This window comes from Paenibacillus sp. FSL P4-0127, assembly GCF_038007325.1.
GTDB classification, from domain to species: domain Bacteria; phylum Bacillota; class Bacilli; order Paenibacillales; family Paenibacillaceae; genus Fontibacillus; species Fontibacillus macerans.
Genome location: NZ_JBBOWY010000001.1, coordinates 1,644,315 through 1,657,790, shown reverse-complemented (window position 1 = coordinate 1,657,790; position 13,476 = coordinate 1,644,315). Strand labels below are relative to the sequence as shown.

The following is a 13,476-nucleotide window of genomic DNA, read 5'->3' as shown; positions in this document are numbered from 1 at the left end:
AATTCGCTCCGGCGGTCTTCTGATGCGCCAATCAAATCTCTGCCGGAAATAGGGCCAATTTATGTCCTTATTTGGGGATTTCCCCCCATCCTGCGCAAAATAGCGGAAAAAATTTCCGCAATTTTGGGACTAGGCTTGGAAAGGCCCCCGTTTGCCCCCCATGTTCCTAAAATAGAGGTAAAAATTTCCCCTATTTTTTGTGAACACCCTTTCTTACGAAAATAAGGCCCTTTTTTACCGTTATTCCCATGACCTCCACAAATACGCAGGTTGTGTGCCCCTCCACACCCTAAAATTTTATAAATCAACTTTAGCAACATGAAATTGGCAAGTAAGCGTTGATGTGACTAGGCGAAGCGGCTATCCAGACCTGGGATTGACATTGGATCAAAGGAGAAAGCTTTTCCCGGTTTTCGAGGCGATTTCGTGGTTCAGATCCAGGAGTTGTAGCAAGGTGATCCCCACCTGAGCGTACCTGCTTCCTACTTCAGCTTTCTTGGTCCTTTGTTGAATGGAATAGTTGCAAAATGTACAGTTACTTATCCGAAAATGCTGCCACAGCGCTTGATTAAGTGTAAAACCTGCAATTACTCCGCTATCTTTCGAAGAAAAGGCAAAGAGGCGAGGGAAAGCCTGCATGAAATGCAATTAAACGAATGATTGGGTAAATGGATATAAAGTTAGTTGTATGATTTGCAATTAACGGTCAGAGTGGGGCCGATCGAGCACTATTTTGCCCGCTATCCGACAGACGAAATAAACGAGCAGTGGTGTATGGCTGTTTTTGTCAAGGCTAAAATTTTTTTCGCACTCCGTCTGTGCAGCATTAGCGGTTAAGCCGATTTTAGCTCTGGTCGCACCAAAAGTTGAGTATTAAATAATAATCTAAAAAACACACGCCGTTCCGATTTCATCTCCTCTGTTCCCGGGGCCTGTTATCGAAACGGCGTGTTCGCTGTTTATTCTAAGTTACGTTCAAAAATCAAGCCAGTTTAATAGTGAGTACGGGATCTATACCCACGGCCGCTTCTCCTTCATGTGCATGAACTTCAAGCACGGCGTCGATGCCCGCGGGAACGATCAGCGGCGTTATGACCGGCAGGCCGGCTTCAACAATCCGGGCGATATCAAACTCCATCAGCAATTGCCCCGCCTTTACCCGGTCACCGGTCTCCACCCGGGGCGTGAAGCCTTCTCCTTTTAGCGACACGGTATCGACGCCGACGTGAATCAGGAGCTGAGCCCCGGATTCATGTTCAAGGATCACGGCGTGTTTGGATTTGATCAGTTGCGCGACAACTCCATCAAACGGCGCATACACTTTTCCTTCGGCCGGCTCGATCGCAACTCCCTCGCCCATCATCCGTTCGGCAAATGCCGGGTCGGGCACACGCTCAAGAGGCACAGCCAGTCCGTTCACCGGCGTGGTTATTACCAAATCGCCGGCTTGTTTTTTGCTTTTTCTACTCCATGGCAACATAGTCCCATCCTCCGTTTTCATAAAATTCAAAATAAAAAAGCCCAAAACGAAATAAAGAGGATCGCTCTTTATCACTCGTTTTGGGCATTGCCTGCTCACAGTAACAAACCCCGATATGTTAGAGCTTGTTCAAAAATTCATTTTTGCTGAACAGCTGACTTTTTGAACTCGCACTTTTATTGGCAAACTTATCTTACTTGAATGAGTTTTTCTTGTCAAACCGCAAGATTCCGAAAAAAGCAACCCGCATAGCCATCAGGCATCCGCCGCGCAACGGAATCCAAGGTTTCCGGACGAGCTGTCCGGCGTGTTTCTGCTTCGTGCCGCAACCCTGTACCGGTTGCAATAAGAGTGATGACACAGGTAGGAGCCGCCGCGCATCGATTTCAGATTGCCCTTCTCCGGTCCTTTGGGATTCACATTGCCTTGGAACCGGTGGTAACGCACATCGAACCAGTCCGCGCACCATTCCCAGACATTCCCCGCCATATTGTATAGACCATAGCCGTTAGGCTCGAACGCATTTACCGGAGCGGTCCCTGCGTATCCGTCCAACGCCTCGTTCTGAACGGGAAATTTCCCCTGCCAGATATTGCACATATGTTTGCCTTCGGGGGTAAGCTCGTCTCCCCACGGATATTTTTTCTGCGCCAGCCCGCCGCGCGCGGCATATTCCCATTCCGCTTCCGTCGGCAGCCGTTTGCCGGCCCAACGGCAGTATGCCTCCGCATCGCGCCAGGAGACGTGCACCGCGGGGTGATCCATTCTTCCTTGAAGCCCTGAACCAGGCCCTTCGGGATGCCGCCAATCGGCTCCTTCGATGATCCGCCACCATGGAGTTTGCATGACAATATTCGCCGCATCGGCCAGAACAATTGGAGGCAGAAACAGATGAAACACGAACGAGTTGCCGAATTTCTCCGCATCGGTACGGTAGCCTGTAGCCCGGACAAATTCAGAAAACTGCCGGTTGGTCACCGCATAGGCGTCGATATGAAAAGGGGACACCGTGACTTCCCTTACCGGCCCTTCGCCATCCGAAGGAAAACCTTCCTTGTCGTCCGTGCCCATCAAAAACGTCCCGCCTTCCAAGCGTACCATGTTGCTTTGCACTCCCGCCGTCTTCGCTCCCGCCGCTTTAGGACGACCGCCGTTCGCCGCAAATGCTGCGGCTCCACTGCCCAACCGGACAACACCCGGTTTTGAACGTTTCGGGGAACAACAGGAAGGTGCGGCCTTGTTATGATCTTGATCCACGTCCTACCTCTCCTTTCTTCGCTGCTAAAGCTAGTCTGCGCTGCTAAGCTAATGTTATTATATCAGCTTAAATCCATTTTGAAAGAAACTTAAAATAAATTAATTCTGGCAACCGGGTTGATTTTTGGGGAAATCCGAGATTATAGTATACCTAATTCCGTTTTCGGGGGCATGAACTGACTGTTCTCAGGGAATATTAGCTTTAATTGATGCCCGGATATGGTTGTTTATACCAAAACGAACTAAAGACTAGGAGCAAGATTCATGAAAATCAGCCGTGTTCTGAACAATAACGCCGTTGTTGTAAAAGAAGGCGACAGCGAGAAAATAATTATGGGGGCGGGAATCGCGTTTCAGAAAGGAAAAAACGATGTCATCGATCAGAGCAAGATCGAGAAGGTCTTCGTTTTGAAGGAGGAGGGCCACAAGTTCCAGGAGCTTCTCAGCACCGTTCCCGAGGCTCATATTGCCGTGGGGGAGGATATTATCTCCTATGCGGAACGGCAGCTTGGCATGAAATTGAGCGACCACATTCATATTTCCTTAACCGATCACCTGACCTTTGCCATCGAGCGTTTAAACCAGGGCATCGAAGTCCGGAACAAGCTGATGAACGAAATCCGCATTCTTTACCACGAAGAATTTAAGATCGGGCAGTGGGCGCTCCGCCATGTGCAGGAGAAGCTGGGGATCGCGTTTCCCGAGGATGAAGCGGCTTTTATCGCCCTGCATATCCATACCGCCAAAATGGGAGACGCCCATATCGAAGACTCCATCAAAAAAGCGCTGATTCTGCAGGAGGCCAGCGATTTTATGCTTAAGGATCTGGGCGTAAGCATCAGCAGCGACAGCATTTCCTATCATCGTCTGCTGACGCATCTGGAATACGCCATCCACCGCTTTTACGAGAATAAACCGTTTCATACGCTGGACGACGACATGCTGAAAGTCATCAAGAAAAAATATAAAAAGGGCTACAAAACCGCGCAAAGTGCCGCAGCTTTTCTCCAGCAAAAGTACGGCGTTGCTTTTCCGGAATCGGAAATGGCGTATATTGCCCTGCATTTGCAGCGCATCCTAGAAAATATTTAAGGCTTGACGAAAAAATGTTAACCGTCTACAATGTAACCGTATCCAATGAATTTCATATCGGGGATTGTTACTGGAAAGCAGGCAAGACCTAAAATGTTTAAGAGCGCTTAAAGCCTTTTTGCTCTTGAACGTTTTAGGTCTTTTTGTTTTCCCGGAATCACTCACAACTTAGAAAAGAGGGGATCATGATGCTTAAAAGCTTGTTCAGCAAATTCCAGGTCTTCGGCAAAGCGATCATGCTGCCGATCGCCGTACTCCCTGCCGCCGGGCTGCTGCTGGGGATCGGGGGAGCCTTCACCAACCCCAACACGATAGGCAACTATCCGTTTCTCGACCAGCCGTGGCTGCAGGCGATCTTCACCATTATGAGCTTTGCGGGGCAAATTATTTTCAGCAACCTGCCGATTATTTTCGCCATCGGAATCGCCGTCGGATTGGCGAAGTCGGACAAAGGCGTAGCCGGGCTCGCCGCGCTGCTGGCTTATCTGGTGATGAATGCGTCGATTAACGCGCTTCTGGTCGTTACCGGGAAGCTGGCCAAAGAAAAGCTGGCCGACGTAGGCCAAGGGATGATTCTGGGCATTCAAACGCTGCAAACGGGCGTGTTCGGCGGCGTCATCGTCGGCCTGTTGACCTACTATCTGCATAAAAAGTTCGGCAAAGTCAAACTGCCGCAATGGCTCGGATTTTTCAGCGGCTCCCGGTTTATTCCGATCATTTGTTCCTTCTCGGCCGTACTGCTGGGGATGGTCATGTTTGTCGTCTGGCCGCCGGTGCAATCCGGGATTGCCAGCATGGGCGGCATCGTCGACCGCACGGGTTATTTCGGCTCCTTTATGTTCGGATTCATTGTAAAATTGCTGGGACCGCTAGGACTTCACCATATTTTCTATCTCCCGTTCTGGCAAACGGCGCTCGGCGGAAGCATGGTCGTGAACGGGGTTGAGGTGCAGGGGGCGCAAAATATATTTTTCGCCCAGCTTGCGGATCACAATACCCAGCAGTACTTTGTCGGCGTCTCCCGCTTTATGAGCGGAAAATATTTTCCGATGATGTTCGGTCTGCTTGGAGCCGCACTGGCCATGTATCATACCGCCAAGCCGGAAAACAAGAAAAAAGTGCTTGGCCTGCTGCTTACCGGAGCGATCACTTCCTTTCTGACGGGGATCACCGAGCCGCTGGAATTCGCCTTTTTGTTCGTGGCGCCCTTGCTTTTTGTGATCCACGCCGCGCTATGGGGAGTCGCCTATATGCTGGCTCACATCCTTAACATCACGGTCGGCATGACGTTCTCCGCCGGGTTGATCGACTTTACGCTGTTCGGCATCCTGCAGGGCAACGACAAAACGAATTGGATGCTGGTGCCGCTGGTGGGAATTGGCTTTTTCATCGTTTATTATTTCACGTTCCGTATTTTGATCACGAAGCTCAATCTGAAAACCCCGGGCAGAGAAGATGAAGACACTTCCGACACGGCGTCCGCCGCAGACGGTGGTTCCGGAAATGCCGATCAACAGACCGCGGCGATCCTGTCGGCGCTGGGGGGCAAAGCCAATATTGAAGATTTGGACTGCTGCGCAACACGGCTTCGCGTTACGGTTCGGGATGAAACCCAAGTATCCAAAGAAGAGCTGCAAAAGACCGGTTCCAAAGGCGTCATTGTAAAAGGCAAAGGGGTGCAGATTATTTACGGCCCGCATGTCGCCCTGATTAAAACGGAGCTGGAGGAAATGATCCAATGATAAAGGAGCTGTCACCGCAATGAACCAACCAAACATTATCTTCATGATCTCGCACGACACGGGACGATACCTTAGCTGTTACGGCCATCAAGTGCCGACCCCGGAGCTTGACGAGTTGGCCGAAAAGGGGATTCGCTTCGATCAGTATTACTGTCCGGCCCCCCAATGCAGCCCCAGCCGGGGCAGCATCTTAACCGGCAAATATCCGCACAATAACGGTTTGATCGGGCTGGCCCACTTAAATTTTCATATCAATGAGGACGAGTCTACTATACCAATGGAATTGAAAAAAGCCGGTTATGAAACCGCGCTGATCGGCTTCAGCCACGAAACGATCGGCGAAACCGCAAAGGGGACCTACAGTTCAACCTACAAGCTGGGGTATGACAGGTATATGGGAGTCGAAGGCTCCAGAGCCCCCGGCGTGGCGGACACGGCGATCGAATATTTACGGGAAAAGGCCGCAGCGGTCGAGGAAGGCCGGCCGTTCTTCGCCAACATCGGCTTTTGGGAGACGCACCGCTCTTTCGATGAATACGACGATATCAAAGACGACGTAGACAACGTGCAGGTACCTGCTTATTTGCCGGACACCGAAAATATCCGTTTGGACTTTGCCCAATTTCACGGTTCCGTTAAAGTGCTTGACGAAGCCGTAGGCCGGATTAAGGCCGCGCTGAAGGAGACGGGGCTGTTAGAGAATACGCTGATTATTTACACCACGGATCATGGCATCGCTTTTCCGCGGGCGAAAGGAACGATGAAGGACGCCGGACTGGAAACGGCCCTGATTATGTACGGGCCCAAGTGGATTCAAGGAAACGGCCGGGTCATCGATGAACTTCTGTGCAATATCGACATGCTGCCGACGCTGCTCGAGCTGGCGGGAGCGCCAATTCCCGAAGATATCGACGGCATCAGTTTCGCCTCCCCGCTGCGAGGCGATGATGCGCCGGTCCGCGAGGAATTTTTCTGCGAGCTGACCTGGCATGACAAGTATCACCCGATGCGCGGCATCCGTACGGCCCGGTACAAATACGTCAAAAATTTTATTGACGGTCCGAAAATTTACATGCCTGTGGACATCCATCGCAGTATTTCCGGTCCGGACGTGCGGGAGCAGTTTTATGTCGCCAACGAACCGGAGGAGCTTTACGATCTGGAAAAGGACCCGCTGGAATATACGAATCTGATCCATGATCCCGGCTACGCGGAGGTTGCCGAAGAACTGCGCCGCAAAGTGGAAAATTGGATGACGTCCACGGACGATCCGATTTTAAAAGGCCCGGTAGCGGGAACCGAATCGGCCAAATGGGCCGAGGAAGCCCTTCACGGCAGAGTTTATGTGCCCAAAAACGGCGGGAAGCAATAAACGTTTATAGATGTACGCAAACAAGGAGTGATCGGGAAATTAACCCCTTCACTCTTTGTTTAGGTTCGGCGTTTAGGTTCGGCGCGGCAGCCACGATCAACCCCGCGTTTCTCTACACGCTTAATTCTTTTTTTAATAAAGAATAATGGTATTGATCGCAAACAGAACCGTCGCTAAACCAGTAATGCTCTCTGTAAGCGCCCTCGAATTTGAAGTTGAAACGCTCCAATAGCTTGATCGAAGGTTTATTGTTAGCTGCAGTCGTGGCATAGACTTTATGTAAATTTAAATGTTGATCATGGAACACTTCTTCCAGGAATAGCTGAATCAAACGGCCTCCTACTCCCTTCCCCCGATGCAAAGGCGGAACATAATAACCAAATTCCCCACTGCGATTCCTCGGATTATAGTCAAAAAGACTTATTTTCCCGACAACCTCATTCTCCTCTACATCGATCAACACGTATTGGCAATGTCCATGGCTTAGACCGGCAGTCACCTTCTTTCTAAAAGCCTCGTAACTATCCATTTCTTGAATCGGACGGCAAGTGTGGTACTCTTTTTCGGTTTCGTCCGCAGCCCACTGAAAAATCACAGGCAGATAGTCAGAAACGTTGGTCTCGGTTAACTTAAATAGTTTTGATGTCATTTTGCTGGCACGTCCTCGATAGAATTAAACTATAGCCCACCATTAGTATTATACATTTGTTTCCAAAACCCTTTGGTACAAAGCCACGTGGTTCGTTAGAATTCAATTTTAGCGGATTACCTCCACCTGTTGCCTATACATGAAAATAACATTACCTGGCATATATGCCGGACACGGCAAAAGGAGGCATTGATATCCAAGGATACGGCCCCCATGCAAGGGATCTCGATGTAAGACGCTTTAAGGACTTATGCTGGCGCCATAGCCCGTTGGCACTTGATGGCTGGATTTTTTTCGATTGCGTAAATTGTCGATTATGAACGAACCCAAGCATGCCAGCAGTTGGTACTCTCGTTTATCGGAAAATTTGTTGCTGTCGACGTGCAATCGGACCTAACCTGGTTGGAGGCGGAAGCGGTTCGTTTCTCCCGCCGTTTGCTGCGGCCCTTCACGCCCAACGAGTTGTCGGAACATCTGCGAATACCGGTTCGTCAAGCCAGACGCATTTTGTTGGAACTGGCCGAGAATGACTTTGGCTCTGAGGCGGCTGTATTTAGCGTTCGTGGCTTGGTATCCCTGCAGGCTGCTTTGCACGATTATCCCTCTTGTTCAGGGGGTGGAGGGTAGAGGCTACTCCGGTCCGTTCATTTTTCCCGGTGTCTTGCCCCGTTGCTCCCGTTAAGTCTGCTTCACTTCTCCTAAACCGCCTTCCCACAAACCTGTCTAACGATCTCGAACATGTCTGCTTCTCCCAAACCTATTTTCTTCTCCTGAATTTATCTTCCTCTCTGCTTCCGGATCAAATGGGATAATCGTGCAAAGCGTCCGGACAGCGGATATTGATCTGCCGATATTTCTTGCCACGACCGGTTACCGGCCCTCCTTATCGAGCGCTGATTATTAGGTTGAGCCTATATAGTTGTACAAATCCCGCAAAGTTAGACCTTATTGGGCGCCAAATACGTGATTTTACATTAGTTTGAGTGAAGTAAGTGCAACTGAGTCCGTTAGCGCATCCCAAAAAACCTCCTGGAGGAACGTTATCCAGGAGGTTTTTTTATGAAGCGTGCAGAGAATAGCGCGTGTTAGGAAAAAAGCACGCTGTATCTGCAGCAACGGCAATGCCGCGAGTGCGATACCTCGGGGAACGGGGCGGCCGGGGCGGCCCGAGCGTGCTGTCGAGCAGCCCCGTGCTGTGCCGCCCGCTAAGCCGGCCCTGCGGCTCCCGCGCCGGACACGCCTGCTCCCGCCGGGCACGCGCCTTCTGCGGCGGCGCCTCCGCCGCCGCTCGCGCGAGCGCCCCGCACCGCGCCGGGCGCTACACCTCGGCGGCCGGGCCGTCCGCCGCCGAGCCGCCCTGCCGCTGCGCCGCCCGCGAAGCCGGCGCAGCGGCTCCCGCGCCGGGCCCCCCGCTCCCGCGGGGCCCGTGCCTCCCGCGGCGGCGCCACCGCCACCGCCGCCGCTCGGGCGAGCGCCCCGCACCGCGCGGGCGCTCCGCCGCGGGCGCACAAGCTGCAGCAGCGACAACGGCTGCAGCCGTACCGCCGCAGGCGCCAGCTCGTCCGGCGCCAAAATTGCGCCGAGCTGGTGATGATCGCCGGCGTAAATCGCCCGCTGGAGGAACTTGCTCTCGCCCGCGAGATTCCGCACCTCCAGCTTGCAATAAGCCGGGTTGATCCGCAGCGCCGCATGCAGATCTTCCTTGGTCGGCACCGGCACGCCGTTCACTTTGACGATTGTCTCGCCGGCCCGGATGCCAAGCTCGTCCGCCGGGCTCCCCGGCAGCACCGCAAGCACCCTCACCCCGCCCAGCGGGTTCACGTACAGCGGGCTGCGCCGCTGCTCCTCGTAGCGGCTGTACCAGACCAGCCCTTCGTGCAGCAGAAACGCCGCCAGCGCCGCCAACAGCAGCAGCGGACTCCACCACGCCGCGGCCAGCGCCAGCACCAGTACCGCCGCACCATACGCCAGCAAGCGCCCGGACGACACGCGCGCCTTGTCCTTCGGCAAAAAGCCCATGGTCATTTCCGAAAACCCGATGATAATCGGCAGCCCGATCATGCCGAAACCACCCTGCCAGGCGTCACCGCCAAAAAACGGCGTCCACGGCAGCACATTTCCCGTCGTCTCCATCGGGACCAGCAAAAACAGCGGCACCGCCCATAGGCTTTGCATTTGGTAGCCGCCGACCAGCTTGCCCCGCTTGCCTTCATAAAACAGCGGACCGGCAAACGATGCCCCCTGCCAGCGGACAAGCAGCCCTTCCGCAATATGCAGCAGCCCGACCAGGCACAGCAGCGCCGGCATATCAAGCTCCCTTACAATGCGCACGATTTCGCCGCCCCATCCCGTCCCTGCAAAGCCCGGAAACAGGTTCAGGCCAAACTGTGCGACCCCCAGCAGTCCGACCGAGTAGGCCAGGCATAAATACCGGACGCGAAACAGCAGCAGCACAATCGTGACGGCCCAAATGCAGACGATGCCTTCCAGCGTCAGATCCATTCCGAGGAAGGCAAATAGGACGGATACCGTAACCCCCGCCAGCAGGCCGGCGATCACGGTACGCCACGTTTGGGCGCCCCAGCTATGCAGGCGTGCATGAAACAGCTTGCGCTCCAGCAGCACCTGCCGGCGATAAAGCAGCGCGATCATGATGATAGAAATATAATAAAAAGGCTGCAAAAACAACTGCGCTGCCGCTTCCGCCAAACTCCACAATCCTTCAAGAATGAGATCCAAGGGATGTTCACGCTCCTTTTCGCAACAAGCGGACAACTTCGGACCGTTTCCCGAAGCGTCTTTTCTAGGTGTATTTGTTTCTGCTTTCAACATGCAAACAAAGAAAAAAGAAGGCCAAGTTTCAGCCTTCTTATGGATTCGACGCTTACGAAGCGATTTCCTTCCGGATTTCCTCGACCGCCCGTTTTAACTGCAGGTCGTTTTTCGGATCGCGGATTTGCTTGATGACGCTGCTCTCCAGCGCTTCCGCCGTCTTGGCGTCCAGGACGCCGGTCGGCTCCATCTTTTGGCCCGTTTGGAATTCCTTCAAGGCGTTCTCCGTCTGCTTGTCGAAGTATCCGTCCTTGCGTCCGGGGTCCAGCCCCAAGCCGTCCAGCATCGTTTGCGCGCTCTTGATGTCGTCGCCCAGCATATCGTATTTGAACGTTTTTTCTTTATTGATCGGCGCTACCGAAAAATAATCCGGCTGCGGCACGGCGACGTCCGGCTGGATGCCTTTTTTGTGAATCCACTCGCCGTCCGGCGTCAGCCACTTGGCGATTGTGATCTTAAGCATGCTGCCGTCGCCCATTTCCTGCGTGTAGCTCGATTGAACCGTGCCTTTGCCGTACGTCGCCTCGCCGACCAGCTTCGCTCCGGCCGATTCCTGCAGCGCCCCGGCCAAAATTTCCGAAGCGCTGGCGCTGCCCTTGTTCGTGACGACCACGATCGGATATTTTTTGCCGCTGCCGTCCGATAAGGTTTGCTGGCGGCGCTTGTTTTTATCTTCAACCTGCACGATAACCTTGCCTTTCGGCACGAATTGTTCGGACATATCCTCGACGACGGTCAGCACGCCTCCCGGGTTGTTGCGCACGTCGATGACCAGCCCTTTCATCCCCTTCTTCTCCAGAGAAGCCAACTCCTCCTTGAAGCGTTCCGCCGTGTTCATCGAAAACTCGGTGACCTCGATTACGCCCACGCCACCGTCCTCCATGCGGGAATATACCGTTTCCAGGGCGATATCGTCACGGACGATCGTAAACTCCAGCGTCGTGTCCGAGCCGGCCCGCTTCACTTTGATTTTGGCCTCCGTCCCTTTCGGGCCGCGGATTTTGGCGACCGCTTCATTCAGGCTGAGCCCCTCGAACGATTCGCCATTAACCGACAGCAAAATATCCTTCGGCTGGATCCCGGCTTTTTCGGCCGGAGAGCCTTTGATCGGAGAAACGACCACGACGTTTCCGTTTTCCATCGACACTTCCGCCCCGATGCCGGTAAAAGAGCCTTCGATTTGCTCCGAGAACTGCTGCGCCGTGTCCGGCGCCATATAGGACGAGAATGGGTCCCCCAACGCGCCCATCATACCGTCGATCGCTCCGTCCACTAGCTTCTTCTGGTCGACGTCTTCGACATAATTTTTTTCCACCAAAGCCAGCGCCTTTTCGATTTTCTCGATGCCGGCTTTGCTGCTCTGCCCGCTGCTGTCGGCAAACAGCCCGCTGCGCAGCGGCGCCGAACCGGCGAAACTCCATTCGCCCGTCAAAGTCAACGTCAGCAAGCAGCTGACCAGCATGGACACCACGACCAGCAATGTAACGGTACGTCCTTTAAACATAAATAAATTCACCGCCTCCGATTGATCGGCCATACGACAAGGTAAGGCCCAGCAAGTCCAAAAATGGAACGTCCCATAGTATATGTTCTGTCCATAATAAATATTTACCAATCCCGCATGAACAACGGAAAAACGGATAATCCGTCCCGAGCGGGCGGTATCCGTTTTTTCTATCGCATCATAACGCTATTTTATTACAAATACGGCATAGGGTCTACAGGTGTTCCGTTAATCCGCACCTCAAAGTGGCAGTGAGGCCCCGTCGAATTGCCGGTGCTGCCGACTTCGGCGATTTTTTCGCCTTTTTTGACCTGCTGCCCTTTTTCAACCATGATGCCGCCATTGCGAATATGTCCATATAGCGTCCACACGTTGTCGCCATGGTCGATGATCACCGCGTTCCCGTAACCGCTCCACCACTCGGCAACGATGACAACGCCGCCTTCGGCGGCATGGATATCCGTCCCTTGCGGAGCCGCAAAATCCACCCCGGTATGTTTCTTCCTCACCCCGGTAATCGGATGGATTCGCGTTCCGTACCCCGAAGAAATCCGGGCACCGTTGACCGGAAGCCCAAACGCGCCGCCGTTCCCTTTAAAACCGCCGGACCCCGAGGAGCTTCTTCTATAAGTGTAGACCTGGGCCGCCTTCAGCTTGTTTTTCTCCTTTTCGAGCGCAGCCCGCTTGGTTGCAAGTTCAACCAGCAGCTGTTCCTGCTCTTCGCTGATATCGTCGGATTCTTCGATTTCCGCGCTGTATTTGGCGATCAATTGCTGCTTCTCTTCTTCTTTGGTCTTGAGTTGGCTTTTGCGGTCTTCGGCTTCGGCATACAGCTTTTTGACCTTTGCATAATCCTTCTCAAGCTGCGCCTTCTGCTCCGTAATCAGTTCCTTGTCCCGTTTATGCTCTTCCAGCAGAACATGATCCTGATTGATGATCGCCTGCAGCGAATCGGCGCGTTCCAAAAAATCGGTAAAGCTCGTCGAGGACAGCAAAACATCCAAATAGGAAACGGCTCCATCGGTATACATCAGCCGGACCCGGGTATCGAGCAAATGCGAACGCTCTTTGATCCGCGCTTTGGTTGTCTCCAGCTTCTGAGCGGTCTCATGCAGGTTTTCCTCGGTTTGATCAATTTCGACGGCGATTTTCGTCAACTGGTTGCTGACCGACTCAATTTGCGCCAGCAGCTGTTTGAGGTAATTCCTGTTTTTGTTAACGTAATGCTTCGCTTCCTGCTTTTGCCCGGCGGCTTTTTCCTGCATTTTTTTGGCTTCGGCGGCCTGCCGCTGCAGCTGTTTCAGTTCTTTGTCGATCTGGCTGATCGTTTTGGCAGAGCCTTCCGCAGGCTGGAAGATCAAAGCGGCTAAGGACACTACGGCGATCGTGGTTACCCATTTCTTCAACTTCGTTTCCCCATCCTTCTTATAGATGTTGTCAAAAATTCAACTTTTGATCGCGAAGTAACTCTGGGAGTGAGACCGACATCGAATCTTGAATTCAGCCGGTCGCTCCGTTGCTCACGTAGGCTACCCTACGCTCCGCTAC

At 53.1% G+C, this 13,476-nt stretch carries 8 protein-coding genes and 3 pseudogenes; 4 read left to right on the top strand and 7 right to left on the bottom strand.

Features of this window, described 5'->3' with window-relative positions; translation table 11 throughout:
* Positions 1–310: 310 nt before the first annotated feature.
* From NYE74_RS33280 to NYE74_RS07250, 3 genes and pseudogenes are all read right to left on the bottom strand, one after another.
* Positions 311–459: pseudogene (locus NYE74_RS33280) on the bottom strand (IS4 family transposase); the annotation flags it as partial.
* 523 nt (positions 460–982) lie between these two features.
* Positions 983–1,480 (bottom strand): PTS sugar transporter subunit IIA, encoded by a 498-nt coding sequence (locus tag NYE74_RS07255; protein ID WP_036619399.1) that lies wholly within the window; start codon positions 1,478–1,480, stop codon positions 983–985.
* A 255-nt stretch (positions 1,481–1,735) separates the two neighbouring features.
* Positions 1,736–2,737 (bottom strand): formylglycine-generating enzyme family protein, encoded by a 1,002-nt coding sequence (locus tag NYE74_RS07250; protein ID WP_240752124.1) that lies wholly within the window; start codon positions 2,735–2,737, stop codon positions 1,736–1,738.
* 264 nt (positions 2,738–3,001) lie between these two features.
* On the opposite strand from NYE74_RS07250, the gene NYE74_RS07245 reads away from it, so the two are divergent.
* The 3 genes from NYE74_RS07245 (at position 3,002) to NYE74_RS07235 (ending at position 6,943) form a co-directional block, all read left to right on the top strand.
* Positions 3,002–3,829 carry a PRD domain-containing protein gene (locus tag NYE74_RS07245; protein WP_036619394.1) on the top strand — a complete coding sequence of 276 codons (828 nt, stop codon included), beginning with the start codon at positions 3,002–3,004 and terminating at the stop codon, positions 3,827–3,829.
* 188 nt (positions 3,830–4,017) lie between these two features.
* Positions 4,018–5,571 (top strand): PTS transporter subunit EIIC, encoded by a 1,554-nt coding sequence (locus tag NYE74_RS07240; RefSeq protein WP_124333388.1) that lies wholly within the window; start codon positions 4,018–4,020, stop codon positions 5,569–5,571.
* A gap of 19 nt (positions 5,572–5,590) precedes the next feature.
* Positions 5,591–6,943 carry a sulfatase family protein gene (locus NYE74_RS07235; RefSeq protein WP_341004694.1) on the top strand — a complete coding sequence of 451 codons (1,353 nt, stop codon included), beginning with the start codon at positions 5,591–5,593 and terminating at the stop codon, positions 6,941–6,943.
* Between the two features lie 112 nt (positions 6,944–7,055).
* Here the strand turns inward: NYE74_RS07235 and NYE74_RS07230 are convergent, their stop codons facing one another.
* Complete coding sequence (locus NYE74_RS07230) at positions 7,056–7,592, bottom strand: GNAT family N-acetyltransferase (RefSeq protein WP_155620290.1); 537 nt, start codon at positions 7,590–7,592, stop codon at positions 7,056–7,058.
* Between the two features lie 155 nt (positions 7,593–7,747).
* Here NYE74_RS07230 and NYE74_RS07225 point away from each other — a divergent pair.
* Positions 7,748–8,219 (top strand): annotated as a pseudogene (locus tag NYE74_RS07225) (hypothetical protein); the annotation flags it as partial.
* An 822-nt stretch (positions 8,220–9,041) separates the two neighbouring features.
* Here the strand turns inward: NYE74_RS07225 and NYE74_RS07220 are convergent.
* The 3 genes and pseudogenes from NYE74_RS07220 to NYE74_RS07210 all read right to left on the bottom strand — a co-directional run.
* Positions 9,042–10,331 (bottom strand): annotated as a pseudogene (locus NYE74_RS07220) (PDZ domain-containing protein); the annotation flags it as partial.
* Positions 10,332–10,476: 145 nt separating this feature from the next.
* Complete coding sequence (locus NYE74_RS07215) at positions 10,477–11,928, bottom strand: S41 family peptidase (RefSeq protein WP_036619385.1); 1,452 nt, start codon at positions 11,926–11,928, stop codon at positions 10,477–10,479.
* 194 nt (positions 11,929–12,122) lie between these two features.
* Entirely contained in the window at positions 12,123–13,334 is a 1,212-nt protein-coding gene (locus tag NYE74_RS07210; RefSeq protein ID WP_213509742.1) for a murein hydrolase activator EnvC family protein, read from the bottom strand.
* Positions 13,335–13,476: the final 142 nt, after the last annotated feature.

Bases quoted from the DNA above. Each gene is read 5' to 3' on its own strand.
- NYE74_RS07215 (WP_036619385.1), bottom strand. From the start codon at position 11,928: ATGTTTAAAGGACGTACCGTTACATTGCTGGTCGTGGTGTCCATGCTG.
- NYE74_RS07230 (WP_155620290.1), bottom strand. From the start codon at position 7,592: ATGACATCAAAACTATTTAAGTTAACCGAGACCAACGTTTCTGACTAT.
- NYE74_RS07245 (WP_036619394.1), top strand. From the start codon at position 3,002: ATGAAAATCAGCCGTGTTCTGAACAATAACGCCGTTGTTGTAAAAGAA.
- NYE74_RS07255 (WP_036619399.1), bottom strand. From the start codon at position 1,480: ATGTTGCCATGGAGTAGAAAAAGCAAAAAACAAGCCGGCGATTTGGTA.
- NYE74_RS07240 (WP_124333388.1), top strand. From the start codon at position 4,018: ATGCTTAAAAGCTTGTTCAGCAAATTCCAGGTCTTCGGCAAAGCGATC.
- NYE74_RS07235 (WP_341004694.1), top strand. From the start codon at position 5,591: ATGAACCAACCAAACATTATCTTCATGATCTCGCACGACACGGGACGA.